The 22,945-nt window shown below is 66.8% G+C and carries 27 protein-coding genes; 9 read left to right on the top strand and 18 right to left on the bottom strand.

Annotation, left to right across the window (positions count from 1 at the left end; translation table 11 throughout):
- Positions 1-35: 35 nt before the first annotated feature.
- From E8F12_RS13675 to E8F12_RS13685, 3 genes are read right to left on the bottom strand one after another with little or no spacing between them, the layout of a single operon-like run.
- Positions 36-362, bottom strand: a complete 327-nt coding sequence (locus E8F12_RS13675) for a DUF3325 domain-containing protein (RefSeq protein ID WP_280325795.1) — start codon at positions 360-362, stop codon at positions 36-38.
- Complete coding sequence (locus E8F12_RS13680; protein WP_280325796.1) at positions 362-1,885, bottom strand: PepSY-associated TM helix domain-containing protein; 1,524 nt, start codon at positions 1,883-1,885, stop codon at positions 362-364. Before E8F12_RS13680 ends, E8F12_RS13675 begins: the two co-directional genes overlap by 1 nt.
- On the bottom strand, positions 1,882-2,178 hold the full coding sequence (locus E8F12_RS13685; RefSeq protein WP_280325797.1) for a DUF3649 domain-containing protein: 297 nt from the start codon (positions 2,176-2,178) through the stop codon (positions 1,882-1,884). The genes E8F12_RS13680 and E8F12_RS13685 overlap by 4 nt, the downstream gene beginning before the upstream one ends.
- Before the next feature lie 284 nt (positions 2,179-2,462).
- Here E8F12_RS13685 and E8F12_RS13690 point away from each other — a divergent pair, with 284 nt between their 5' ends.
- Positions 2,463-2,774 (top strand): DUF3509 domain-containing protein, encoded by a 312-nt coding sequence (locus tag E8F12_RS13690; RefSeq protein WP_280325798.1) that lies wholly within the window; start codon positions 2,463-2,465, stop codon positions 2,772-2,774.
- Positions 2,775-2,796: 22 nt separating this feature from the next.
- Here E8F12_RS13690 and E8F12_RS13695 read toward each other — a convergent pair whose 3' ends face one another.
- On the bottom strand, positions 2,797-3,288 hold the full coding sequence (locus tag E8F12_RS13695; RefSeq protein ID WP_280290339.1) for a phosphate-starvation-inducible PsiE family protein: 492 nt from the start codon (positions 3,286-3,288) through the stop codon (positions 2,797-2,799).
- 458 nt (positions 3,289-3,746) lie between these two features.
- Here E8F12_RS13695 and E8F12_RS13700 point away from each other — a divergent pair, with 458 nt between their 5' ends.
- Both E8F12_RS13700 and E8F12_RS13705 read left to right on the top strand, forming a co-directional pair.
- The gene (locus E8F12_RS13700) at positions 3,747-4,010 is read left to right on the top strand and encodes a YebG family protein (RefSeq protein WP_280290337.1); all 264 of its coding nucleotides are present in this window, start codon (positions 3,747-3,749) and stop codon (positions 4,008-4,010) included.
- 121 nt (positions 4,011-4,131) lie between these two features.
- Positions 4,132-5,028, top strand: coding sequence for a sterol desaturase family protein (locus tag E8F12_RS13705; protein ID WP_280325799.1), 897 nt, complete (start codon positions 4,132-4,134; stop codon positions 5,026-5,028).
- On the opposite strand, the gene E8F12_RS13710 is transcribed toward E8F12_RS13705, so the two are convergent.
- Positions 5,011-5,688: a helix-turn-helix domain-containing protein gene (locus E8F12_RS13710; protein WP_280325800.1), complete on the bottom strand. Its 678-nt coding sequence runs from the start codon at positions 5,686-5,688 to the stop codon at positions 5,011-5,013. The two genes, E8F12_RS13705 and E8F12_RS13710, sit on opposite strands and share 18 nt — an antisense overlap.
- Before the next feature lie 535 nt (positions 5,689-6,223).
- Between E8F12_RS13710 and E8F12_RS13715 the strand changes: the two genes are divergently transcribed.
- On the top strand, positions 6,224-7,033 hold the full coding sequence (locus E8F12_RS13715) for a DMT family transporter (protein ID WP_348532423.1): 810 nt from the start codon (positions 6,224-6,226) through the stop codon (positions 7,031-7,033).
- 129 nt (positions 7,034-7,162) lie between these two features.
- Here the strand turns inward: E8F12_RS13715 and E8F12_RS13720 are convergent, their stop codons facing one another.
- The 4 genes from E8F12_RS13720 to E8F12_RS13735 all read right to left on the bottom strand — a co-directional run bounded on the left by E8F12_RS13720 (position 7,163) and on the right by E8F12_RS13735 (position 11,557).
- The gene (locus tag E8F12_RS13720) at positions 7,163-8,269 is read right to left on the bottom strand and encodes a dihydrolipoamide acetyltransferase family protein (RefSeq protein ID WP_280325802.1); all 1,107 of its coding nucleotides are present in this window, start codon (positions 8,267-8,269) and stop codon (positions 7,163-7,165) included.
- Between the two features lie 15 nt (positions 8,270-8,284).
- Complete coding sequence (locus E8F12_RS13725; protein ID WP_280325803.1) at positions 8,285-9,286, bottom strand: alpha-ketoacid dehydrogenase subunit beta; 1,002 nt, start codon at positions 9,284-9,286, stop codon at positions 8,285-8,287.
- On the bottom strand, positions 9,279-10,445 hold the full coding sequence (gene pdhA, locus E8F12_RS13730) for a pyruvate dehydrogenase (acetyl-transferring) E1 component subunit alpha (RefSeq protein WP_280325804.1): 1,167 nt from the start codon (positions 10,443-10,445) through the stop codon (positions 9,279-9,281). Before pdhA ends, E8F12_RS13725 begins: the two co-directional genes overlap by 8 nt.
- Positions 10,446-10,537: 92 nt before the next feature.
- On the bottom strand, positions 10,538-11,557 hold the full coding sequence (locus tag E8F12_RS13735; RefSeq protein ID WP_280325805.1) for a Glu/Leu/Phe/Val dehydrogenase: 1,020 nt from the start codon (positions 11,555-11,557) through the stop codon (positions 10,538-10,540).
- Positions 11,558-11,721: 164 nt separating this feature from the next.
- Here E8F12_RS13735 and E8F12_RS13740 point away from each other — a divergent pair, with 164 nt between their 5' ends.
- From E8F12_RS13740 to E8F12_RS13755, 4 genes are all read left to right on the top strand, one after another.
- Positions 11,722-12,525, top strand: a complete 804-nt coding sequence (locus tag E8F12_RS13740) for a transglutaminase family protein (protein ID WP_280325806.1) — start codon at positions 11,722-11,724, stop codon at positions 12,523-12,525.
- Between the two features lie 54 nt (positions 12,526-12,579).
- Positions 12,580-13,368: a helix-turn-helix domain-containing protein gene (locus tag E8F12_RS13745; RefSeq protein WP_280325807.1), complete on the top strand. Its 789-nt coding sequence runs from the start codon at positions 12,580-12,582 to the stop codon at positions 13,366-13,368.
- A gap of 211 nt (positions 13,369-13,579) precedes the next feature.
- Positions 13,580-14,986, top strand: coding sequence for an FAD-binding oxidoreductase (locus E8F12_RS13750; RefSeq protein ID WP_280325808.1), 1,407 nt, complete (start codon positions 13,580-13,582; stop codon positions 14,984-14,986).
- 101 nt (positions 14,987-15,087) lie between these two features.
- Positions 15,088-15,432, top strand: coding sequence for a cupin domain-containing protein (locus E8F12_RS13755; protein WP_280325809.1), 345 nt, complete (start codon positions 15,088-15,090; stop codon positions 15,430-15,432).
- A gap of 182 nt (positions 15,433-15,614) precedes the next feature.
- Here E8F12_RS13755 and E8F12_RS13760 read toward each other — a convergent pair whose 3' ends face one another.
- The 7 genes from E8F12_RS13760 to E8F12_RS13790 form a co-directional block, all read right to left on the bottom strand.
- The gene (locus E8F12_RS13760) at positions 15,615-16,388 is read right to left on the bottom strand and encodes a crotonase/enoyl-CoA hydratase family protein (protein ID WP_280325810.1); all 774 of its coding nucleotides are present in this window, start codon (positions 16,386-16,388) and stop codon (positions 15,615-15,617) included.
- A gap of 250 nt (positions 16,389-16,638) precedes the next feature.
- A complete protein-coding gene (locus E8F12_RS13765) occupies positions 16,639-17,550 on the bottom strand; it encodes an SDR family oxidoreductase (RefSeq protein WP_280325811.1) in 912 nt (303 codons plus the stop codon).
- A 104-nt stretch (positions 17,551-17,654) separates the two neighbouring features.
- Entirely contained in the window at positions 17,655-17,906 is a 252-nt protein-coding gene (locus E8F12_RS13770; protein ID WP_280325813.1) for a hypothetical protein, read from the bottom strand.
- A gap of 120 nt (positions 17,907-18,026) precedes the next feature.
- Positions 18,027-18,851 carry an alpha/beta hydrolase gene (locus tag E8F12_RS13775; RefSeq protein WP_280325923.1) on the bottom strand — a complete coding sequence of 275 codons (825 nt, stop codon included), beginning with the start codon at positions 18,849-18,851 and terminating at the stop codon, positions 18,027-18,029.
- Positions 18,852-18,901: 50 nt separating this feature from the next.
- Complete coding sequence (locus tag E8F12_RS13780; protein ID WP_280325814.1) at positions 18,902-19,684, bottom strand: class II aldolase/adducin family protein; 783 nt, start codon at positions 19,682-19,684, stop codon at positions 18,902-18,904.
- 94 nt (positions 19,685-19,778) lie between these two features.
- On the bottom strand, positions 19,779-20,465 hold the full coding sequence (locus E8F12_RS13785; RefSeq protein WP_280325815.1) for an LrgB family protein: 687 nt from the start codon (positions 20,463-20,465) through the stop codon (positions 19,779-19,781).
- A complete protein-coding gene (locus tag E8F12_RS13790) occupies positions 20,455-20,841 on the bottom strand; it encodes a CidA/LrgA family protein (protein WP_280325816.1) in 387 nt (128 codons plus the stop codon). The genes E8F12_RS13785 and E8F12_RS13790 overlap by 11 nt, the downstream gene beginning before the upstream one ends.
- A 96-nt stretch (positions 20,842-20,937) precedes the next feature.
- Between E8F12_RS13790 and E8F12_RS13795 the strand changes: the two genes are divergently transcribed.
- Positions 20,938-21,837 (top strand): LysR family transcriptional regulator, encoded by a 900-nt coding sequence (locus E8F12_RS13795; RefSeq protein WP_280325817.1) that lies wholly within the window; start codon positions 20,938-20,940, stop codon positions 21,835-21,837.
- A gap of 166 nt (positions 21,838-22,003) precedes the next feature.
- Here the strand turns inward: E8F12_RS13795 and E8F12_RS13800 are convergent, their stop codons facing one another.
- Positions 22,004-22,462 (bottom strand): cupin domain-containing protein, encoded by a 459-nt coding sequence (locus E8F12_RS13800; protein ID WP_280325818.1) that lies wholly within the window; start codon positions 22,460-22,462, stop codon positions 22,004-22,006.
- The gene (locus tag E8F12_RS13805) at positions 22,462-22,911 is read right to left on the bottom strand and encodes a flavodoxin (protein WP_280325819.1); all 450 of its coding nucleotides are present in this window, start codon (positions 22,909-22,911) and stop codon (positions 22,462-22,464) included. Before E8F12_RS13805 ends, E8F12_RS13800 begins: the two co-directional genes overlap by 1 nt.
- Positions 22,912-22,945 lie beyond the last annotated feature (34 nt).

Here is a 22,945-nt window from a genome sequence, read left to right on the forward strand (position 1 = left end):
TCGAAGGGCGGATCTTCCGACCCGCCCTTCGCGCTTCATCCCACCAGCGCCAGGAGGCCTCCGCCCACCGGCAGCAAGGCCACCAGAGGCACGACCCAGCGAGCTTTCCACGCCAGCAGGACGACCAGCAGGAGGCCCGCGAGCATCAGTTGCAGCAGCCAGATCACGCCGCCGATTTCCCCACCCAGTTCAGTGATAGTGAGCGCCAGCGCAAGGATCATCGCCAGCACCGCGCCGATCCGCAGCAGGCGGCTGCGGCTTTCGCTGGGAGCGCCAGTGAGGACCAGCTTGTGCTGGCGCGACATGGCCAGGGCCAGGCCAGTCATGGCCAGGTAACATAAGGCAAAGCTCAGGACCAGCATCAGGCGCTCTCCTCCACCAGGCGGTGGCGGACCCGCACGGCCCTTTCAACCTGCGGTTGCGAGCGGCGCCAGGCCAGCAGGCCGCAGAGCGCTCCGGAAGCGAGCAGCACCAGGTCGATGCCGGCCATGTCCCAATCACCGCGGCCGAGGGTCGCCAGGAGGCTGCCCTCAGACGTGACCAGAACGTTCAACACCGGCAGCCCGAGCGCCAGCACGGCGACAGTGGCCAGCACGTCGCGGGCGACCTTGCCGCTGTTGCGACGCAGGATGGCCCAGACCGCCACCAGCAGCCAGACGCCGACGAAGGTCCAGGTTTCCGCGCTGGCGCGCTCGGCCATGCTGGCCGGCAGCAGGCGGTTGCCATAGAGCAGGCCCAGGCTGGCGACAGGCAGGCCGCCGATCACCGCGCCGTTGAGGGCACGGACCAGGCCGATGCCACGGCTGCTGCGCGCCTCGCGCTTGCGCAGCCACACCTGCAGGCCGGCCACCAGCATGGCGCAGCCCATCAGGCCGAGCAGCAGGTATAGCGCGCGGACGATCTGGCCACCGAACTGCGCCATATGCAGGTTGGTCAGCCAGGCGTAGCTGTTGTAGCCGGGGCTGTAGGGCTTCTGTTCATGGAGCAGCTCGCCACTGGCGGCGTCGTAGGACATCGTCCACTGGAAGTCGACTATGCCGGTGCGGTCGTAGCGACGGATATCCACCACCGCCGCTGCATCGCCAGGATGGTGAACGCTGATCCAGCCGGTCTCCGAACCTCCCCAGCGACGGTGGGCGTCGGCCAGCAGGCTGTCGAGGGACGCGGCTGTCGGCGCCGGCTGCTTCACCTCCTCGCGGTGGTAGGCGCCCATGGTGTCGTTGAAGAAGGCTTCGGCATCGCCCTTGTAGGCCAGCTGGATGCCGGCGGGCATGTAGAAGGTCACGAAGATGGCCAAGCCCGTGTAGGCGATGACCAGGTGGAAGGGCAGCCCCACCACGCCGAACAGGTTGTGGGCGTCCAGCCAGGCGCGCTGGCCGTTGGCGTCCGGGCGCAGGGTGAAGAAGTCCTTGAAGATGCGGCGGTGGATGATGATGCCGCTGACCAGCGCCACCAGCATGAACATGGCGGCGATCGCCACTATGTACATGCCGATCATGCCGGCGTTGAGGTCGTAGTGCAGGGTGAAGAAAAACAACCCACCGACGGTTTCCGGCATGGGTTCGCCGGTGGCCGGGTCCAGGGCGAAGCGCACGAACTCGCTCTCGTCGGCCGGCTCATAGCCTGCCCAGTAGAACGGCTCGCGTTCGCTCGGCGGGCGAATCCAGATGGCATGGGCGTCCGGCGCCTTGGCCAGCATGGCCTCGCGAACCTGGTCCAGGGTCAGGCTGTGGCTGGAGGGTTCATGCAGCGCCGGGCGCATCCAGCGTTCCAGCTCCTTGTCGAAGCAGGCGATGCTGCCGGCGAAGAAGATGACGAAGAGCAGCCAGGACGGCAGCAGCCCGCCCCAAGTATGCAGCCCCGCCATGGATTGCCGCAGGCTCATGGGCGTACTCCGAAGTCGTTGGGTAGGTAGGCCGCCAGGGCCATCAGGGCGGTGAACCCCACCAGCACCAGCCAGGCGCGCAGGGCCGAGCGCGCGGCGAAGGCGTAGATGATGGCGATCGTGTAGACGGCGAAGCAGGCCAGGCTGGCGAATACCACCCTTTCACTGCGCACCAGCGGCAGATAGACGGACAGGAATGCGGTGGCCGCATAGGCCATCGCGTATCCGCCGAGGATCGCCGCCAACACCCGCGCGGTCACCTCCCAGCGCGTGGAGGTCTTGGCTTTACTCACGTTGCTACCTTCGTCGAGGGCGACCCTGGCCGCGGGCGTGCCGACCGGACTGTATCCCGCCACGGCCAGAGTGATCAGATAGTTCGGAAACAAACTTGAGAATTATTTACATGCGCGCTTTTATTGCAACCGGTAATTTGTATCAACAGAGCTGGCGCGGCTTGCTTCTGGCCATATGCGACACCTTGTCGATTTCCGGCTGCGCCGCCGGTCATAGCGGTTCGAACTTTGCAGTCTTCCTGGCAGTCCATCGACTCATCGCTCGATCAACCAGGTGACAGGCCATGTACAACCCCTTCCAGATTCTGACCGACGCCTTCCAGGCCGAATACCGGGTCAACCTCAGCCTGGAACGGCTGGACGGCAACATCATGCTGACCCTGACCAACGAGCACGGCGTGGCCGTGCGGCGCATGATCAGCCCAGCCCAGCGCAACGACCCGGTGCGGCTGCAGCGGGTGATCGAGAGCATTCGCCTGGGGATCGCCATCGAGAACGGACACAAGGTGGGCGAGATGCTCACCTCCATGACCGGCGGCCATGTCGCCCCGGTGCGCGCCGGCAGAGTCAACGCCGCACAGGTAGCGGGCAGCTGATGCCCGCATCCGGTGCGTCGGCTCAGGCCTCCTCTTCCACCTCGACCTGACGCCGCAGGCGCTGCCGGCGCGGCGAGGATTCGCTCTGCACCGAAGGGAAACGCGAGGACGCGAACCGCACCACGAGTATCGCCAGGGCCAGCAGCAGGATCGCGCCGGAGACGAAGACCACGCCCATGTCCGGCCGGTGGTGGTGCGACACGTCGGAGATCAGCAGGCGCGTCAGCGCCGTGATCGCCACGTAGATCAGGAAGCGCACCGGCATGTGGTTGGTCTTGAAGTAGATGCCGACCATGGCGCCCAGTTCCAGGTAGATGAACAGCAGGAGGATGTCATCGACCGTGATGTGTCCCTTCTCCACCATCCCCAGAAAGGCCACCACCGCGGCCCAGGCGGTGATCCCGCCGATAGCGAATAGCGCCAGGTAGTGGAAGCTTTCCACCAGCAGGTTGCCCAGCGATTCGGCCAGGCCATGCACGTTTTCGCGCAGCTCTTCAGCCCAGTTGATCTTCACGATAAAGCTCCTCGGTACGACGATCCCGATCTTGACGGGACAAGGTGACATTGGGGTGATGCAGGATGGGGGCCCGAGCGGGCGTCGCGCCACGGGACAGGTTGTCGCAGTCCTTGCCCGCAAGTGCGTGGACAGCGTGCTGCTCACCCACCTGCACTCGGACACGCCTGCTGACGGCCGGATGCCGAAGCCAAGCCGGCTTTCACCAACGCCGCCGTATTCGTCTGCCAGGATGAAGCCGGCTGCTGGTTGATCCCTTGGTGGAGGCGCCTCGGCCACATGCGCAACGAAGGCAAGGGCTATGCTTGGGTGCCAGCGGAATACGGTCCGATCCGCAACGATCGCTGAGGGTAGGCAGTTGGAAACTTCCTACGGGATATTCCCAATTGCCATCATTCCATATACTGTATGCGCATCCAGTATTTTCAAACCAATTGACCAAAGGTGAGGGGTGATGAATGGCCGTCGAAGTGGTGTACCGCAGCAGCCGCGATCCGGAGCGCCTGTTCATGGATAAGGCCGAAGCCGATCGTTACGACAAGATGCTCGAACTGGCCGAGTCCCTGGCCGAGGTCCTGCACAAGGCGGTACCGTCCCTGAGCGAACAGCAGGTGGAAGACATCGGCATCTTCATGGCCAAGCACCGCGACACCTTCGCCCGTGCCTTCAAGAACCAGCCGGATGCACTGGCCGAGCTGGAGCTGCCGGGCGGAGACGAGTAATACCGCCCGAAGTCCTGTTCAGACGCGGCTCAGTGCAACACCGGCTATTCTTTGCGTCGTTTCTTCAAGCCCCCACGCGGCAACGAACCGATGCTGGGGCACCCTCTATCAGGAGTGCCCCATGCGTATCCTCATATCCCGACTCTATGCCCCGACCTTTTTCTTCGGCTTCATCGCGCTCGCGCTATGGCTGAGCAGTGGGTATCCGCAGCAGCCCGGATGGCTGCTGGCGCTGCTCGCGCTTGCGATCGCCCTCTCCTTCCTGGCCGAAGCCTGTTTGCCCTATTGCCCGGCATGGAACCGGGACCATCGCGACCGCCAGCGGGACGCCCTCCACGCAGCCGTCAATGAAGGGCTGGGCAACCTCGGTCTGCTGGTCATCCCATTCACGGCGACGCTGCTCCCAACTTCAGGCATGTGGCCGGATGCCTGGCCCCTGTGGCTGCAGTTGCTGATGGCGGTGGCGGTGGCGGATCTGGGAATGACCCTCATGCACCTGCTCAGTCACCGCCTGCCAATGCTCTGGCGCCTGCATGCGGTGCATCACAGTGTGCGGCGGATGTACGGTTTCAACGGCCTGATGAAACATCCGCTCCACCAGACCCTGGAAGCCCTGGCAGGCACAGCCCCGCTGCTGATCCTTGGCATGCCGGAACAGGTCGCCTCCCTGCTGGCCTTCGCCATCGCCATCCAGCTCCTGCTCCAGCACAGCAATGTCGATATGCGCATCGGTGGATTGCGCCACCTCTTCGCCTGGGCTCCCATGCACCGCTTCCATCACATGAAGTACGGCAAGGCGGGAGACGTGAACTTCGCCCTGTTCTTCAGTTTCTGGGACAGGCTGCTCGGGACGTCCTTCTACCACCCGCATTACCGCATGGGCAGCGACGACCTCGGCATCGGCAGCCGACCCGACTACCCCGACGGCTACCTGGCCCAGTTGGCCGCCCCCTTCCGGCCACAAGGCCCGGTGGCGCCATGTCCGACGCCGCCGGACTCGCTACTCCAACAGCCTTAGCTGCAGATTGCCGAAGGTGCGGTCGGCGCGAACGCCGAAAGTGCTGCGCACCGTCCGTGAAAAGTGGGCGGCGTCGGCGAACCCCGCCGCATGGGCCGCATGGGTCAGCGGCTCCCCGGCCATGGCCAACGCGAGGGCGAGGCGCAGCCGGCGCCAGAGCACCAGGCGCCATACCGAAAGGCCGACCTGTTCGCCGAACAACCGCTCGAGCTGGCTGAGGGAAAGGCAGGCCGTTCGCGCCAGGGTAGCGGCGCTGACCTTTTCCGCCAGCAACTGGTCCACGGCCTGGAGCGCCCTGGCGATGCGCGGGTCCAGCGCCTGCCTGGGGGCGGCTTGCAGGCAGGCAGCCAACCTCTGAAGATCCGGTCCGGCCTGATCAAGCGCAGCACGCAGGCTATCGAGGCTGAATGCCAATGGCTCGGCATAGACCGCCACCATGGGTTGGCTGGCGTCTTCCAGCGCATGCGTACGCATCGACTCGACCAGCACCACACGCCCACTCACCGGCTGCCCATCCACCAGCAGGCGCAGGGGCTCATCCAAGGCCAACAGGGCCTGGTGAGCATAGTGGGCGTGGGGTCGGGTGGCGCCACTGGCACCGGCGATCAGGCAAAAATCGCGGGCCAGCCAGAGCACGCCCTGCCAGCGGGAGTCAGTCATGATGTGCAAGATACCGAAGACGAGGGGCAATCTCACTCCGCCGTAGGGTGGAAATCGCTTTTCATTTCCACCATTCGGAGTCCGGCCGAGCCGCGAAAGGCGGGCCGGTAAAGCGTAGTCCCCCCTACATCTGCTCCAGCTTCGCCGTGCCCCCGAGCGGTAATTGACGCCCCTGCGAAGAAGGTCTAGTTTTCCGCGGGCCCCATCCGGGGCCCACCACCTTCGGCGAATCCCATGATGTCCAGCGCAAGCGCCCAAATCGCGTCGTCCACCGATCCCCTCGGTGCCCGCCTGCGCGCCTGCCTGTCGCCGATGTCCCCACCTGTCGCACCGCCGCCTGCCGTACGGGCCGGCTTTCCGCCGCCGCCTCCGCACACGCTGCTCGGCTGATCACCAGCCACTGATGCCGCTCCGGCACTGACCGCACCTGGTCGGCGTTCGCACGCGCCGGAGCCTGTTGTCGTTCACTGACAGGTGAAATTTCATGACGTTGGAAAAATCCGTCTGGGGCGCCTTCGCCTAGACTTCGCTGTTCGTGCTGCTGTGGAGCAGTGGCGCGATCTTCGCCCGACTGGGCCTGGACCATGCCTCGCCCTTCGCCTTCCTCACCCTGCGCTTCGCCCTGGCATTCGCCATCCTGCTGCTGGTCTGCGGCTGGCGTGGCCAAGGACTACCGGAGCGCGGCAGCCGCCTGAAGGTGGCGGGCATCGGCCTGCTGCTGATCGGCGGCTACACCATCTGCTACCTGCTGGCGCTGGACAGCGGCATCACTCCCGGGGTGCTGGCCGCGCTGCTCGGAGTGCAGCCGATCCTCACCCTGGTGCTGCTGGAACGGCGTTACCCCCTGGCGCGCCTGCTGGGCCTGGGCTTGGCTCTGGGCGGCCTGGTACTGCTGGTGTGGCAGAGCATCGACCAGGCACGGGTTTCCGCCCTCGGCCTGGTGTATGGCTTCGCCTCCCTGGGCAGCATGACCCTGGGAGCCATCCTGCAGAAAGGCCTCAAGCAGTCTCCCATGCAGCTCCTGCCTCTGCAGTACGGCGCCAGCCTGCTGGCCTGCCTGCTGCTGGTGCCCTACAAGCCCTTCCACTTCGAGACCACGCTGGACTTCGCCATTCCCCTGATCTGGCTGGCGCTGGTGATTTCGGTGGTGGCGCAGTTGCTGCTCTACAAGCTGATGCAGGCAGGCAACCTGGTGAATGTCACCAGTCTGTTCTACCTGGTGCCGGTGGTGACGGCGGGGATGGATTACCTCTTCCTCGGCAACACCCTGGCACCGCCGGGCCTGGCCGGGATGGGCGGGATACTGGCGGGGTTGGTGCTGGTGTTCAGTGGGCGGAGCGCGTGACAAGCAGGATGCAATGAACCTGTGGGGGCGAATTCATTCGCTAAGGGCTGCGCAGCAGCCCCGGCAGACTCCACAGGGCAGGCCTGCGGCCTGCTTTGCGAATGAATTCGCCCCTACAAAAGACGCACCCTACGGCTGCTCCAATGCCTGCACCAACGCCTTGAGGAAGCGCGCCGCTTCGCCGCCGGTGACGGCGCGGTGATCGAAGGTCAGGGACAGGGGCAGCACCGGGTGGATTTCCACCTTGCCCTGCCAGGCCACCGGCTCTTCGCGGATGCCACCGGCACCGATGATCGCCACCTGCGGCGGCACCACCACCGGGTTCGCGTAGCGCCCGAAAAGGGTGCCGAAGTTGGACAGGGTGATGGTAGCGCCCATCATTTCCTGGGGCGGGATGGAGCGTGCCCTGACGTCGGCACGCAGGCGCGCCACGCCCTCCTGGAGGTCGTCGGCGCTGCGCCCGCCCACGTCCCGCAGCACCGGTACGAAGAGGCCGTCCTGGGTGTCCACGGCTATGCCGAGGTCGAGCTTCTGGTGCTGGCGGATCGACAAGGTGCGGCCGTCGAACCAGCTGTTGAGTATGGGTTCCACCTCGCAGGCGGCGGCGATGGCCTTGCCCAGGCGAATCAGCGGGTCGCGGGCTTCCGGCCAGCGGTGCAGGTCGGCATCCCCGACTATGGTCACAGGCACCACTTCGGCATGGGAGCGCGCCATGTTGATCGCCATGCTGCGGCGCACGCCGCGCAGCCGCTCGCCACCGAAGCTGTCGCGGGCGCTTTGTGCGGCCTGCTCCACATCGGCGCGAGTCACCAGGCCATCCGGGCCGCTGCCGGCCAGGGCGGCCAGCTCCACGCCCATCTGCCGGGCCAGCTGGCGCACCGCCGGGGTGGCGCGGGGCGCCATGTGTTCGCGGGTGGAGGGTGCAGCGCCGACGAAGAAGCTGTCAGCCTGGGCGTTGCCGCCGCCTTCCAGGCGACCGACCACGGTGCCGGCGTCGGTGTCTTCGCCTTCGTAGCCGAGCAGAGGTTCGCCCACATGGAGGATGTCGCCTTCCTTACCGAAGGTCCTGGCCACCACGCCGTCGTAGGGCGCCGGGATATCCACCAGGGCCTTGGCGGTTTCCACCGAGACCAGCAACTGGTCGGCCCTGACGCTGTCCCCCGCCTTCACGTGCCACTGGACGATTTCCGCTTCCTGCAGGCCCTCGCCCAGGTCGGGCAGTTTGAAGAATTTCATTGTGCGTTCCTCGTCTCAGGCGTAGTTCAGCACCAGCTCGCAGGCCGCGAGAATGTCTTCCGGGCCGGGGATGTAGAGCTGCTCGAGGCGGTACAACGGTGGCGGGATGTCCGGCGCGGTGACCCGCTGGATCGGCGCCTGCAGATCCAGCAGCGCACGCTCGTAGAGGCTGGCGGCAATCTCCGCGCCCACCCCGCAGCTGCGAGGTGCCTCGTGGATGATCACGCAGCGGCCGGTCTTGCGCACCGAGGCTTCCAGGGTATCCAGGTCCAGCGGCTTGATGCTGGCGACATCGATGACTTCAGCGGAGACACCCTGCTCCTCCAGCCTTGCTGCGGCCTGCAGGGTTTCATGGATGCTGGCGCCCCAACTGACCAGGGTGATATCCGAGCCCTCGCGGAGGGTGAAGCAGCTGTCAAGCGGCAGGCGCTTGCCGTCGTCGATGATCGGCTGCGGGTTCATCCGGTAGAGCCGGGTGGGTTCGAGAAAGATCACCGGGTCCGGGTCGTCGATGGCGGCGAGCAGCAGGCCGTAGGCCCGCGCCGGGGAGGACGGGATGACGACGCGCAGGCCGGGGATATGCGCGAACAATGCCTCGGTGCTTTCGCTGTGATGCTCCGGCGCGCGAATGCCGGCGCCCATGGGGCTGCGCAGCACCATGGGGCAGCTCAGCCGGCCACGGGTACGGAAGCGGATGCGGCTGGCGTGGGAGACCAGGTGCTCCATGGCCGCGTAGATGAAGCCGAGGAACTGGATTTCCATCACCGGCTTGAGGCCCTGGGCGGCCATCCCCACGGCCAGGCCAGCGATCATGGTTTCCGCCAGCGGCGTGTCGATCACCCGCTTGAAGCCGAAGCGGTCGCGCAGGCCGAGGGTGGCGCGGAACACGCCGCCGTTGACACCGACGTCCTCGCCCAGGACCACGACGTTCTCGTCTTCCTGCATGGCGCGGTGCAAGGCCAGGTTGACGGCCTCCAGCAGGGCGCGCTTTTCCGTGGTGGCATTGAGGTTACTCATGGCGACCTCCGCTGCTCGAAGAGCACATCTGCTTCCCTTCTACCGCTTGCGGGAGAGGGTGGCGCGCAGCGTCGGGAGAGGGCTCCTCCCGACGGGAGATCCGTTCCATCAGCATTTCGCGCTGATCCCCCAATGCCGCTGGCCAACGCGCGTAGACGTGGTCGAGGACGGACTCCGCCGGCTGGGTGCCGGCGGCTTCGAAGTTGTCCACCGCCACCTGCACCTGGCGCTGGCAATCGGCGACCAGTGCCTGTTCGCGGCCCTCGTCCCAGACCTTGTGCCCGGCAAGGAAGGCCTGCAGGCGCTTGATGGGTTCCTCCAGCCAGGCCGCCTTGACCTCCTCGGCGCTGCGGTAGCGGGTGGCGTCATCGGCGGTGGTGTGGTCGCCCAGGCGGTAGCTGACGCATTCGAGCAGCACCGGGCCCTTGCCGTGGCGGGCCCGCTCCAGTGCCCATTGCACGCGATCATAGACGGCGAGCACGTCGTTGCCGTCCACCTGTTCGCCATGGAAGCCGGCGCCAATCGCCTTCTGGGCCAAGGTCGGGGCGCCGCTCTGGATGCGGCGGGGCACCGAGATGGCCCACTGGTTGTTGTTCACCACGAACACCACAGGCAACTGCCAGGCACCGGCCACGTTGAGGGCTTCGAGGAAGTCGCCCTTGCTGGTGGCGCCGTCGCCGCAGGTGGTCACCACCGCCCGGTGCTGGCCGCGAATCTTGATCGCCGTGGCGACCCCGCAGGCGTGCAAGGCCTGGGTGGCGATGGGTACGCAGATGGGGAAGTCTTCCCGCGAACGCGGGTCGAGGAAGTCGCTGCCGCGCTCGTCGCCGCCCCAGTAGAGGAGGATTTCCTCCATGCGCACACCGCGCATCAATTGCACGGCGGTGTCGCGGTAATAGGGCACCAGTACGTCGTCGCCCTGCATCAGGCTGCCGATGGCGACGCCTATTGCTTCCTGACCCAGGGTCGGGGCGTAGGTGCCGATGCGCCCGGTGCGCTGCAGTGCCACCGCCTTCTGGTCGAAGAGGCGGGTCAGGACCATGCGTCGGTAGAGATCGGTGAGCAGGTTGAAATCGTCGGCCCAGGCCGGCAGCTCGCCGACCAGGCGTCCCTCGGGGTCGAGGACGCGCGTATAGGGCACTTCGATCCTGTTGGACATGGCATCTCTCCTTACACCTTGTGGGTGCCTGTGCAGAGCCCGGGGCTTGTGGCCCCGGGAGCTTGAGGGCCGGGCCGCTGGTTGGCGACCGGTCAGCCGAACAGCAGGCGCTCGGCCAGGGCGTCGGCGACCCGCGCGGGGGAACGCTTGTCGGCCTGGGCGTGCGCGTAGATCTCGGTGAGGCGCTGGCTGATCCGCGACATGTGCGCGGTGATCGCCGACAGCCCTTCGCCCTTGTGCTTGAGGGCGACGTAGATGAGCCCGCCGGAATTGATCACGTAGTCCGGCGCAAAGAGGATGCCGCGCGCTTCCATCTCGTCGGCGATCTCGGTGCTGGCCAACTGGTTGTTGGCCGCCCCGGCCACCGCCGCGCAGCGCAGTTGGCCCACGGTCTGGTTGTTGAGCACACCGCCCAGGCCGCAGGGCGCGAGAATGTCGCAGGGTGTGGTGAGCAGCGCCTCGCTGGCCACAGGGTGGGCGCCCAACTGCTCCACCGCCAGTTGCACGCGACCGGCGTCCAGGTCGCTGACCAGCAGTTCCGCACCCACCGCATGAAGCTGTTCGGCCAGGGCGTAGCCCACATGGCCAAGGCCCTGCACGGCGACGCGCAGACCTTCCAGGTCATCGCTGCCGAGGCGAGCATGGGCGGTGGCGCGGATGCCGGCGAAGACGCCGAGTGCGGTGTGCGGCGAGGGATCGCCGGCGGCCGTGGTGCTGGTGACATGGCGGGTCTGCTGGGCGATGCAGTCCATGTCGGCGCTGGAAGTGCCGCTGTCCACCGCGGTGATGTAGCGGCCGTTGAGGGATTCGATCATGCGCCCGAAGGCTTCGAACAATGCGGCGCGGTCATTCACATGGGCCGAGCGGATGATCACTGCCTTGCCGCCGCCCTGGTCGAGGCCGGCCAGGGCAGCCTTGTAGCTCATACCCTGGGCGAGGCGGATGGCGTCGCGGATGGCGCTTTCATCATCGGGGTAGGCGAGGTAGCGGCATCCTCCCAGGGCCGGACCGAGGCGAGTGTTGTGAATGGCGATGATGGCCTTGAGTCCGGTGACGGGGTCGTTGGCGAGGTGCAGCGCCTCCAGCCGGGCGGTTTCCATCATGGCGAACATGGCGGGCTCCCTTCCTGACGTTAGGGCCAGTATAGGACGAGCTTGGCCGTACGCCCCCTGGCATCCGGACATAAGCCTGCTCGCCGAGATAACCGGGCAATCGGCCAGCACTGGACGAAAATCGACCAGTTGGCTACAAGGAATCAGCCCTTCGGAGATGTCCCATGGACGCGCGCCAACACTGTCTCGCCTGCCTCGAACGCGACCCACCGGCGATGCTGGAGGCGGCCCTGTGGATAGCCGCCGAGCATAAACCTCGGCTGCGGCCCGACCAGGTGTTGCGGGAATTCGGCGGGCTGCTCCAGCAGGTGGCCGCGGGCCTGCCGCAGCTGCCGCCGGCCGAACTGGCGCAGCCCCTGCTGCGGCGCCTGAACGAGCTGGACTTCCATGAGGACGACGACACGCCCCTGCGCCCACGCGCCGCCCTGCTGCCCGAGGTACTGACGCGGCGACGCGGCCAGCCGCTGTCCCTGGCGCTGATCGCCCTGGAACTGGCCGCTCGCCTCGGCACTCCCCTGGCCGGGGTCAGCTTCCCCGGCCATTTCCTGCTGCGCGTGCCGGGTGCCGACCATCTGCTCGACCCTTGCAGCGGTCGACGTCTCTATACCCGCGACTGTCGCGACCTGTTGGTACGGGTATATGGCCCGCAGGCCGAACTCCAGGCCACCCACCTGCGGACCGCCAGCGCCCAGGAAATGATCCAGCGCCTGTCGCGCAACCTGCGCGTGCTGCACATGGAAGCCAGCGAGCCGCTGGCCGCCCTGAAGGACGCCGAGCGGGTCCTGCTACTCGGCCCGCCAACCATGCAGGACCACCTCGCCCGTGCCGACATCTACCAGCGCCTGGACTGCCCCCAGGCCGAGCGCTATGACCTGGAGCGCGCCCTGCTGCTCTGCGACGATGCAGCACAGCACCTGCAACTGGCCCAGCGCCTGAGTCGGCTCGGACGCAGCCAGGCGCTGCATTGAATACGCCGGGTCCGGTCGGGCATGCTGTCGCCCTCTCGCCGCCGTGACCGCCCCATGAGCTCACCAGACCACGCTTCCGACCCGCAGACCGCAGCCACCCGCGACGTGGTGATGCGCTACCACCTGAGCTGGAAGGCCCGCGACATCGAGGCGGTACTGGCGCTCTACCACCCTGAGGTGGAGTACAACGACTTTTTCCAGAACCGCTGCATGGGCTTCGATGAGCTGGGTGACTACATCCGCGCCACCATGCCCTGCGGGCCGGATGACTTCCTCGAGCACAGTGACCGCATCCGCATCGATGGCGACACCGCCTTCATCCAGTACGCCATCCGCGTCAGCGGCGGCGGCACCTTTCGCGCCAGCGAGGCGATCACCGTGCGCGACGGGCTGATCTGGCGGATCAACGAATACGCCCTGCTGGTCCAGCCCGTGAACCGGACCAAGGACTCTGCTCAGCGCCCGGCAGCCAGCCGCCTGGGTCTTTCCGCTCGCCAGCTGGGCATGCTGGCGCGGGACCTGGAAGAGTACTTCCAGCGCTCCCAGCCCTATCTCGACCCTGCCCTGGACCTGCACCAGGTGGCCAGCGCCACCGGCTATACCCGCAACCAGATTTCCTACCTGCTGAATCAGATGCTCGGCCAGAGCTTCTACCAGTACGTCAACCAGACGCGCCTGCAGCACCTGATCCAGCTGCTGGAGACCGCCGTGCCGCCGGTGCGCATCGACGAACTGGCCTTCAACGCCGGCTTCAATTCCCTCTCCGCCTTCTACCGCTGCTTCCGCCAGCACACCGGGATGTCGCCCAAGGCCTATCTCAAGCACCTGCACAAAAGCCTGTAGGGGCGATTTCAATCGCCAAGCAGGCCGAAGGCCTGCCCTGCCCAGCCGATGGGGCAGCTGCGCTGCCCTTGGCGAATGAATTCGCCCCTACAACCCGTCCCTCACCGGGACCATCGTCGCCCCACATTCCCAGCGTGCCCGCGCACACGACAAGCGCAATGCCAGCCTCTAGCCTTGCCAGCCACGACAACCTGTTAACGGGGACCTGCCTATGCAGCACTGGCGCTCGATCAGCCTGTGGATGGACCAGCTCGATGAAGACATTGCGCCGCGACCGGCGCTGTCCGGCTCGCTGGAGGTGGATGTGGCGATCATCGGCGCTGGTTACACCGGGCTGTGGACGGCCTACTACCTCAAGCACCAGGCACCTGAACTGAAGATCGCGATCATCGAGGCGCAGTTCGCCGGCTTCGGCGCCAGCGGCCGCAATGGCGGCTGGCTGATGGGCAACCTGCTGGGCGAGGATCGCGCCCTGGCGCCACTACCGGCCGAACAACGCAAGGCCTCCTTCGACCTGCTGCATGGCATCCCCGACGAAGTCGCCGAGGTGCTGCAACGCGAAGGTATCGATTGCCATTACCGCAAGGCCGGCATCCTCTATTGCGCCGCACGCTACCCGGAGCAGGAGAAGCGCCTGCGCGACCAACTGGCGGCCCTGCACGCAGAAGGTCTGAGCGAAGCCGACTACCGCTGGCTCAACCCTGATGAGCTGAACGGCCAGCTGCGGGTGGCCAATCCCTACGGCGGCATCCACACGCCGCACTGCGCCACCATCCAGCCGGCGAAGCTGGTGCGTGGCCTGGCGCGGACGGTGGAGCGCATGGGCGTACAGCTGCTCGAACAGAGTCCTGCCATTGATTGGCAGCCGGGCCTGGTCACCACCGCCCAGGGCCAGCTCAAGGCCCACTGGGTGGTGCCGGCCATCGAGGGTTATGCCGCCAGCCTGCCGCCGCTGGGACGCTACCAGTTGCCGGTGCAGAGCCTGCTGATCGCCACCGAACCGCTGAGCGAGGCGCAGTGGGCGGAGATCGGCCTGGAGCACGGCCAGGCCTTCAGCGAAAGCAGCCGCCAGGTCACCTATGGCCAGCGCACCGCCGACAACCGCCTGGCCTTCGGTGCACGCGGCGGCTACCGCTTCGGCGGCAAGCTGCGGGAAGACTTCCAGCTCAGCGAAGAAGAAATCGGCCTGCGCCGCTACCTGCTCGGCGAGCTGTTCCCGCAACTGCGCAACGTGCGTATCAGCCATAGCTGGGGCGGCAACCTGGGCATGGCGCGGCGCTTCCGCCCGCACATGCTGGTTGACCGCCGGAATGGCATCGCCCTTTCCGGCGGTTACGGCGGCGAAGGCGTCGGCGCGAGCAACCTGGGCGGGCGCACCCTGGCCGACCTGATCCTCGGCAAGGAAAGCCTGCTCACCCACCAGCCCTGGGTATTGGGCGATGGCCCGCTGAACCGCCTCAGTGCCTGGGAGCCCGAACCCTGCCGCTGGCTTGGCTACAACGCCATTATCCGCAGTTTCGTCCATGAAGACCGGGTCCTGGCCAATCCCCACAGCGCGCCCTGGCGCCGCGCCATGGCACTGAAATTGGCCGACCTGATGGAAGGCCTGATGCGCTGAACCCCACACAACAGCGTAGGAGCGAGCTTGCTCGCGAAGCTTTGCGCACCGATTCGCGAGCAAGCTCGCTCCTACAATCCAGTCACTTCGGGAGCCATACCATGAAAGCCACCCTGCTGAAAAACACCCACGAACATCCCCTGTCCGAGCCGAGCCCGGTGGCGGTGCCCATCGGCGAGCCGGTGCCGCATACCCGCGTGCATTCGGTGGAGCGCACCGACCAGGTGGAAACCGGCGTCTGGGAATGCAGCCCCGGCCGCTTCCGCCGGCAGATCCTCGAGCAGGAGTTCTGCCACTTCACCCACGGCCGCTGCACCTTCACCCCGGATGGCGGCGAGCCGATCGAGATCAGCGCTGGCGACGCCCTGCTGCTGCCGGCCAACAGCCTGGGCGTGTGGGATGTGAAGGAAACCCTGCGCAAGACCTACGTGATCATTAGTCGCTGAATGCCCTGCAGGGGCGAATTCATTCGCCACGCAGAACGAAGTTCTGCCGTAGGTTGGTGCGGGCCGCGCAGGTTCGAGGAACGAGACCCAACGTTTCGAATCCGAACGTTGGGTTTCGCTTCGCTCTACCACAACCTACGTCCACTCCGTCCGCGTTTGATCGCACTCCGCAACCTACGGAATCAATCGTCGAAACGCCCATGCCGCCCTTGCCCCGCCTTGAAGGAGCGTGCGCCGGCCAGCGTCTCGCCGCTGCGGATCACCTTCATCCCACCGTTGAATTCGTTGGCGATGGCCGCCTCGAAGGGCAGCTCCCACTGGGCGTAGGCGCTGGCGCGGTCGGCCAGCATGCAGCGCTGCGGGAAAGCGGCGATGGCATGGGCCATCTCCTCGGCCGCGGCGCGGGCTTCGCCCTTGGCCACCACCCGGTTGGCCAGGCCCATGGCCAGGGCCTCCTGGGCCTTGACCGGGCGACCGGTGAGGATCAGGTCCAGCGCCCGGCCCTGGCCGACAATACGCGGCAAGCGTACGGTGCCGCCGTCGATCAGCGGCACGCCAAAGCGCCGGCAGAACACGCCGAACACCGCGTCTTCGGCCATCACCCGGATATCCGCCAGCAGCGCCAGCTCCAGGCCGCCAGCCACCGCATGGCCTTCGACGGCGGCGATCATCGGCTTAAGCAACTGCATCCGGCTCGGCCCCATGGGGCCATCGCCCTCGGCATCCAGCCGATTGCGCCGCACGCCATCCTCAGCCACCGCGCCCAGGTCGGCGCCGGCGCAGAAGGTGCCGCCGGCCCCGGTGAGCACCGCCACCCGCGCCTCCTCGTCCATTTCGAAGGCCCGCAGGGCCCCTGCCAGGGCATCGGCTGTGGGCCGGTCGACGGCATTGCGCACCTCTGGACGGTCGATGATCAGGGTGGTGACCGGGCCGTTCTTCTCGACTCTGATGTTCATGGGGGCTCCTGGGGTGGCAGAAAGTGGGGCGGCTTTTTTGTGGGGGCGATTTCAATCGCTATGCAGGCCACAGGCCTGCCCCTGGGGTTGATGGGGCTGCTGCGCAGCCCTTAGCGAATGAATTCGCCCCCACAAGGTATTGATCCACAACAGCAATGAAAAAGGCCGGCAACACTGCCGGCCTTCAACATAGTGCTTCCCCCGGAAAATGTTCAGCCCGCTGGCCGAATTCCCCGCGGGGCTGGCGCGATCAGAGGGCGTACTTCTGCAGGTTGGCCATCATTTCCTTGAGTGCCTCGACGTTGTCCGCCGGATGGGCGGCATTCTCGAAATCACAGACGCGCTGCCACTGAGCGGCCACGTCTTCGGCATCGAAGCCGGCCTTGGGGTCGAAACCGGCGCCCAGGCTGCGCTCCCAGCGCACCTTGCCGATCCAGCCGCCGCCCACTTCGAAGAGGCCGGAGGTGTCCTGGCACTGTTCGCTGCCGAGGAACACCACCAGCGGGCTGACCAGTTCAGGCTTGAGCTGTTCGAACACCTGGGGCGGGATCAGGCCTTCGGTCATGCGGGTGCCGCCGGTGGGGGCGATGGCATTGACCAGGATGTTGTTCTTGCGGCCTTCGATGGCCAGGTTGCGGGTCAGGCCGTAGAGGCCGAGCTTGGCCATGCCGTAGTTGGACTGGCCGAAGTTACCGTAGATGCCCGAGGTGGACGAGGTGAAGATGACGCGGCCGTAGTTCTGCTCGCGCAGGTGCGGCCAGGCGGCGCGAGTGACCTTGTAGGCACCTTCGACGTGGACCTTGTAGACCAGGTCCCAGTCGGCGTCTTCCATCTTGTGGAAGGTCTTGTCGCGCAGGATGCCGGCGTTGTTCACCACCACGTCGACGCGGCCGAAGCTGTCGAGCGCGGCCTGGACGATCTTCTCGCCATCGGTCACCGAGTCGTGGCTGGCGACTGCCGTGCCGCCGGCTTCGCGGATTTCCGCCACCACCCGGTCGGCCGCCGAGGCGTTGGCACCTTCGCCATGGGTGCTGCCGCCGAGATCGTTGACCACCACATTGGCGCCATGGCGGGCGAACAGCAGGGCGTGGGCGCGGCCAAGGCCGCCACCGGCGCCCGTGACTATCACGACTTTGTCTTCGAAGCGGATTGCATCGCTCATGGCTGGGCTCCTTGGCAGGCCTGGGTATTCGCCGAGTCTCCGGCAGCCCACCCCCGTCCCACAAGAATGCGAGCCGCCATGAATGGTGCCCGATAACGCCGACGCTACTTCAAGGGAAGGAACAGACAGCCGCGCGGGCGCAGTTTGAACAGCCACCAGTGATAGCTGTGACAGAGCAGGGCGAGCAACGCCGCGGCCAGCAGGCAGCCGACGGCGGCCAGCCAGCTCCATGCGCCCGGCTCGCGGACCCAGGCGTAGCCCGCGAGGCTGAGGCCGATGATAAGCAGCAGGGCGGCCACAGATGGGCCCAAGGTGCGGATGACGGGGTAGAGAAACACCAGGATGCGGAACAGCATGGTCAGGCCTCGGAGTCGCCGGGCTGACATCGCCCGGCCAATGGATCAGGCCGGAGATGCTAGTGCCGCACCTCCCGTTGCAGGAGGCGCAGAGGTCCGATTCGCCTGTCGAAATTTCAGCTATCCGTGCCGGTCACGAAAGGCCAGGTAGTGCGCCAACACCTGTTCCGGGGCTTCGGTCTGCGGGTAGTGGCCGATCCCCTCGAGCAGCACGCAGTCCGCGTCCGGGATCAGCTCGCGGTAGCGCGCCACCATATGCGCACCGGAGATGGGGTCCACCGCGCCGTCGATCACCCGCAGCGGCACGCCACCGCGCTGCATGGCTGCCACCCAACGGTCGCGCTGCTGACGGCGCTCGGGCATGTAGTGGATCAGACGGTGCATCACGGCAGGGCCGTTCTGCTCGGCGATCAGGCGCCAGAAGTCGTCCAGCTCCATTTCACTGGGCTGGGTGTGCGGGCCAAAGACCTGGGCGAAACTGGTCGCCAGCTTGCGCCGCGAGAACAGCCGCCCCACCAGGCCGCCGATGGGGCTGAGCAGCAGCTTCTGCACCAGCACCGGCCGATGGGTTTCCGGGAACAGGCCGCCATTGAGGAAGACGCAGCTGGCCAGTTGGATGCGGCCTTCGTGGTGTCGCGCCAGCAGTTCCTGGGCGACGCTGTCGCCGTAATCGTGGGCCAGCACGTGCACCGGCCCTTCGATGCCCAGGTGGGCGAGCAGGGCCTGTTTCAGGTCCGCCTGTTCCAGCAGCCGGTAGTCATGGCCCCGTGGCTTGTCGGAGTAGCCGAAGCCGAGCAGGTCGCAGGCAATGACGCGGAAGCGCCGGGCCAGGGGCTCCCAGAGGTAGTGCCAGTCCCAGGAGGCGGTCGGAAAGCCGTGGATCAGCAGCAACGGCTCGCCCTCCCCTGCCGCCCAGTAACGGATGCGCTGGCCGCGAAACAGCATGTCCCGGCCCTGGGCGCGCCAATCGCCCAGGGGAATGCCGGCCAGGGCCTTCACTGGGCGTACCCGGGGTTCTGCTGGTCGAGCTTGCGCAGCAGGGCCGGCCAAGGCAGAGCGCCGCCCATGCCCTGGGAGCTCTTCATCACACCGGCGATCATCGCCTTGGCGCCGTCGAGGATCTGCTGCGGGATCTGGATCAGTTCGCCGCCGCCGGCCTGAGCCATCACCTGGATTTCGCAGGCGCGCTGCAAAGTGAACATGCCGAGGAAGGCATCGGCGACGCTGCCAAAGGCGGTGAGCAGGCCATGGTTGGGCAGGATCATGAAATTCGCCTGGCCGAGGTCGGCCTGCAAACGGCCCTTCTCCTCGTGGTTCAGCGCCACGCCTTCGTAGCTGTGATAGGCGAGGCTGGAGAGGACGAACAGCGATTGCTGGGAGATCGGCAGCAAGCCCTGCTTCTGAGCGGAGACCGCCACCCCGGCGGCGGTGTGGATATGCAGCACGCAGCCGACGTCCGGACGCACCTCGTGCACGGCGCTGTGGATGGTGTAGCCGGCCGGGTTGATGTCGTAGGGGCTGTCCATCAGCTTGTTGCCGGCCAGGTCGATCTTCACCAGGCTGGAGGCGGTGATCTCGTGGAACATCAGGCCGAAGGGGTTGATCAGGAAGTCCTCGGTGCCGGGGACCTTGGCGGAGATGTGGGTGAAGATCAGGTCGTCCCAGCCGTGCAGGGCGATCAGCCGGTAGCAGGCGGCGAGGTCGACACGGGTCTGCCATTCGGCGGCGGAGACCTTGTCCTTGAGGTCGAGCGATGGGAGGGCGTGAGCGGCGGTCATGGCGAATCCTCGTTCTTGTTGTCGGTGCGAGGAGTCTAGCCAGGGGCCGCCTCGGCGATAGTCGCCTTGGCAGCCAGCTTGATGGCTTTGCGGGTCAGATCAGCGCGGCCACCAGCGGCGCGGCGAAGAGGTTGAGCAGGCCCATCAGCACCATGACCAGGCCGGCCACCGTGCCTTCCTCGCGACCCACCTCCTGGGCGCGGCTGACGCCCGCACCATGGGCGCCGACGCCGAACAGCGCGCCACGGGCCAGGGCACTGCGCAGGGGCAGCCAACGGATCAGCAGGCTGCCGGCCAGGGCGCCGAACACCCCGGTGAGCATGACGAATACCGCCGCCAGCTCGGGCACGCCACCCAGGTCCTGGGCCACCGGCATGGCGAAGGGGGTGGTGATGGAGCGCGGCACCAGCGACAGGCTCACCTGGGACTCCAGCGCCAGGGCATTGGCCAGGCCCCAGGAGCTGGCGATGGCCACTCCGCTTCCGGCCAGCATGCCCAGCAGCAGCGCAGGCCAGTGCCTGACGAGCAACGCGCGCTGCTGCCAGATGGGCACGGCGAAGGCCACGGTGGCCGGGCCGAGCAGCAGCATCAGCCAATGGGTGGCGCCGGCGTACTCGGCATAAGCGGTGTGCAAGGGCACGGCCACGGCGAGCAGCAGCGCAGGGACGAAGATCAGCGGCGACAGCAAGTAGCGCCCGCTGCGCCGGTACATCCAGCGGCTGGCCAGGTAGCCGGCCAGGGTCAGCGCCAGCCAGAACCAGGACATGGGTTCAATGTTCATGGCGCATGCTCCAGCGGCACACCCACTCCACGGTCAGGGCCGTGGCGAGCATCACCAGCAGGGTGCTGGCGCCGATCACCAGCAGGATGCGCCAGCCGTCCTGGCGCAGCAGCGCGCCATAGTCCAGCAGGCTCATCAGGGCGGGGATGAAGAACAGCAGCATCTCGGCCATCAGCAGGCCGGCGCCCAGCTGCAGCGCTGCCGGTTTCACCCAGCCGCTGGCGAAAGCGGCCAGCAACAGGCCGAGACCGATCACGCCGCCGGGAATCGGCCAGCCGAGCAGCACCGCCAGCTTGCAGCCGAGGGCGTAGAGGCCCAGCAGGACGGCGAGTTCGGCGGCAAGACGGCTGAGGTGGAGCAGGCGGGAACGGTTCATGGCGGTGACCCTCGGTACTGGTGGCCAGCTTAGGTCCGCGCCTATCATCCCAAAAGCGAATTGTTCGACTTGCAGCCATTCGAGATTGGAATACCCATGGAATTTCGCCAGCTACGCAGCTTCGTCGAAGTGGTCCGCCAGGGCGGCTTCACACAGGCCGGCAAGACCCTGCACGCCACCCAGTCCACCGTCAGCAAGCAGGTGGCCCAGCTGGAGCAGCGCCTCGGCGTGCAGTTGCTGGAGCGCAGCGGCCCACACCTGCGCCTGACCGACGCCGGCGCCGTAGTGCTGCGCCATGCCGAAGACATGCTGCGCCAGCGCCAGGACCTGCACAGCGAACTGGACGACCTCAGCCACTTGCGCCGTGGCGAGCTGCGACTGGGGTTGCCGCTGCTGGGCGGCGAGGTGCTGTTCGCCGAGCTCTTCGCCGAATACCGGCGGCGCTACCCGAACATCGTGGTGCGGCTGTTCGAAGGCGGCAGCAAGCTGATGGAGGAAGCGCTGCTACAGGGCGAGCTGGAACTCGGTGGCAGCCTGACCCCAAACGCCCCGTCGCTGGACTACCAGCCCTTCTGCAACGAGCCGCTGGATATCCTGGTGCCCGAGGACCATCCCCTTGCCGCCGAGCCCAGCCTGGCCCTGGCGCAACTGGCCGACTCGCCTTTCCTGCTCTACCAGCAGAGTTTCACCCTCAACGACCGCTTGCTGCTGGCCTGCCGCCAGGCCGGCTTCACCCCGCGCGAGGTGGGCCGCAGCGGCCAGGCGGACTTCCTCGCCGCCCTGGTGGCCGCCGGCCAGGGTGTGGCGCTGCTGCCCCGGATAGTCGCCCGCCCGCTGCAACGCCCGGGCCTTCGCCTGGTGCCCCTGCGTGAACCGGACCTGCGCTGGGACATCGCTTTCGTCTGGCGCCGCGGCGCCTATCTGTCGCGAGCGGCCCAGGCCTGGCTGGAGTTGTTGCGGGAGTATTCGCCGTTGAACCAGGGCAAGAACTCCTGAGGTAGGTTGGCGCTGAGCGCAGCGAAGCCCAACGATGGGCGCACGAAATGTTGGGCTTCGCGGAACTCAGCCCAACCTACAGACTGCGCAAGTGTTCACCGCTGAAGACATGCCCCCTCTGAGCGAATGAATTCGCTCCCACAAGAAAGAATCCTACGCGAAAAGATCAGAGCAGCACGGGATCCAGCAACGGCCAGTCCTTCTGCGCCTGCGGGTCGTCGGCCAGCAGGCGGAAGCCGGCGAACTCGAAGCCGGGCGCCACGCTGCAGCCCACCAGGCTGTAGGCGCCCAGGGCACGGGCGGCCTGCCAGGCGTGGGCGGGCACAGCGCGCAGGGGCAGGCTGCCCTCGGCCACCGGGCCCAGGACTTCGCGGCGAACCTCGCGGGGGGATTCGGCGATCAGCAGTTCCAGCGGGTCGCCCTCATAGAAGTGCCAGAGCTCGTCGGCATCCACCCGGTGCCAACGGCTTAGCCCACCTCCCGGCAACAGGAAGAGGATGGCCGAGGACGCCGCACGGCCACCCGGCAGAGCCATGCTCGACTCGAACACCCGGCGGTAGAAGCCACCCTCCGGATGCGGCGCCAGTTGCAGTTCGCGGATCAGGTACTCGGCGCGAGGGTGCATCAGGCTTTCAGCGCCGCGATGAAGCTGGCCAGCCAGGGCTCGGCATCGAGTTCCGGGGTGACGGTTTCGCTGGCGTCCAGGCGCAGCATCTCCACTACCTCGCGCAGGCCGAGTTCGGCATAGAGTTCGCGAATCAGCTCGCCGCCGCCGCAGTACACGTCATAGCTGGAATCCCCCAGGGCCAGCACGGCGCCAGGGCGGCCGCGCCAATCGGGCAGGCGGTCGCGCAGCTCGGAATAGAGCGGCAGCAGGTTGTCGGGCAATTCGCCCATGCCGGTGGTAGCGGTGACGGTCAGCAGCGCTTCGGGGTCGAAGGCGATGAGCTCATCCAGGCTCACCCGTTGCAGGTAATGGGCGTCCAGGCCGGCGGCCTTGAGCAGCTTTTCCGCGTGACGGGCGACTTCTTCGGCGGTGCCGTAGACCGAGCCGGACAGGATGGCGACTTTCATGGTGACTCCGATTCTGGAACGAAATGCCGCGCAT

The organism is Pseudomonas sp. BN102 (assembly GCF_029871245.1).
Lineage (GTDB): Bacteria > Pseudomonadota > Gammaproteobacteria > Pseudomonadales > Pseudomonadaceae > Metapseudomonas.

What these genes read in the sequence shown, in the direction of transcription:
- E8F12_RS13675 (WP_280325795.1), bottom strand. Translation starts at nt 362, where the DNA reads ATGCTGGTCCTGAGCTTTGCCTTATGTTACCTGGCCATGACTGGCCTG.
- E8F12_RS13680 (WP_280325796.1), bottom strand. Translation starts at nt 1,885, where the DNA reads ATGAGCCTGCGGCAATCCATGGCGGGGCTGCATACTTGGGGCGGGCTG.
- E8F12_RS13690 (WP_280325798.1), top strand. Translation starts at nt 2,463, where the DNA reads ATGTACAACCCCTTCCAGATTCTGACCGACGCCTTCCAGGCCGAATAC.
- E8F12_RS13700 (WP_280290337.1), top strand. Translation starts at nt 3,747, where the DNA reads ATGGCCGTCGAAGTGGTGTACCGCAGCAGCCGCGATCCGGAGCGCCTG.
- E8F12_RS13705 (WP_280325799.1), top strand. Translation starts at nt 4,132, where the DNA reads ATGCGTATCCTCATATCCCGACTCTATGCCCCGACCTTTTTCTTCGGC.
- E8F12_RS13710 (WP_280325800.1), bottom strand. Translation starts at nt 5,688, where the DNA reads ATGACTGACTCCCGCTGGCAGGGCGTGCTCTGGCTGGCCCGCGATTTT.
- E8F12_RS13720 (WP_280325802.1), bottom strand. Translation starts at nt 8,269, where the DNA reads ATGAAATTCTTCAAACTGCCCGACCTGGGCGAGGGCCTGCAGGAAGCG.
- E8F12_RS13725 (WP_280325803.1), bottom strand. Translation starts at nt 9,286, where the DNA reads ATGAGTAACCTCAATGCCACCACGGAAAAGCGCGCCCTGCTGGAGGCC.
- pdhA (WP_280325804.1), bottom strand. Translation starts at nt 10,445, where the DNA reads ATGTCCAACAGGATCGAAGTGCCCTATACGCGCGTCCTCGACCCCGAG.
- E8F12_RS13735 (WP_280325805.1), bottom strand. Translation starts at nt 11,557, where the DNA reads ATGTTCGCCATGATGGAAACCGCCCGGCTGGAGGCGCTGCACCTCGCC.
- E8F12_RS13740 (WP_280325806.1), top strand. Translation starts at nt 11,722, where the DNA reads ATGGACGCGCGCCAACACTGTCTCGCCTGCCTCGAACGCGACCCACCG.
- E8F12_RS13745 (WP_280325807.1), top strand. Translation starts at nt 12,580, where the DNA reads ATGAGCTCACCAGACCACGCTTCCGACCCGCAGACCGCAGCCACCCGC.
- E8F12_RS13750 (WP_280325808.1), top strand. Translation starts at nt 13,580, where the DNA reads ATGCAGCACTGGCGCTCGATCAGCCTGTGGATGGACCAGCTCGATGAA.
- E8F12_RS13755 (WP_280325809.1), top strand. Translation starts at nt 15,088, where the DNA reads ATGAAAGCCACCCTGCTGAAAAACACCCACGAACATCCCCTGTCCGAG.
- E8F12_RS13760 (WP_280325810.1), bottom strand. Translation starts at nt 16,388, where the DNA reads ATGAACATCAGAGTCGAGAAGAACGGCCCGGTCACCACCCTGATCATC.
- E8F12_RS13765 (WP_280325811.1), bottom strand. Translation starts at nt 17,550, where the DNA reads ATGAGCGATGCAATCCGCTTCGAAGACAAAGTCGTGATAGTCACGGGC.
- E8F12_RS13770 (WP_280325813.1), bottom strand. Translation starts at nt 17,906, where the DNA reads ATGCTGTTCCGCATCCTGGTGTTTCTCTACCCCGTCATCCGCACCTTG.
- E8F12_RS13775 (WP_280325923.1), bottom strand. Translation starts at nt 18,851, where the DNA reads ATGCTGTTTCGCGGCCAGCGCATCCGTTACTGGGCGGCAGGGGAGGGC.
- E8F12_RS13780 (WP_280325814.1), bottom strand. Translation starts at nt 19,684, where the DNA reads ATGACCGCCGCTCACGCCCTCCCATCGCTCGACCTCAAGGACAAGGTC.
- E8F12_RS13785 (WP_280325815.1), bottom strand. Translation starts at nt 20,465, where the DNA reads ATGAACATTGAACCCATGTCCTGGTTCTGGCTGGCGCTGACCCTGGCC.
- E8F12_RS13790 (WP_280325816.1), bottom strand. Translation starts at nt 20,841, where the DNA reads ATGAACCGTTCCCGCCTGCTCCACCTCAGCCGTCTTGCCGCCGAACTC.
- E8F12_RS13795 (WP_280325817.1), top strand. Translation starts at nt 20,938, where the DNA reads ATGGAATTTCGCCAGCTACGCAGCTTCGTCGAAGTGGTCCGCCAGGGC.
- E8F12_RS13800 (WP_280325818.1), bottom strand. Translation starts at nt 22,462, where the DNA reads ATGCACCCTCGCGCCGAGTACCTGATCCGCGAACTGCAACTGGCGCCG.
- E8F12_RS13805 (WP_280325819.1), bottom strand. Translation starts at nt 22,911, where the DNA reads ATGAAAGTCGCCATCCTGTCCGGCTCGGTCTACGGCACCGCCGAAGAA.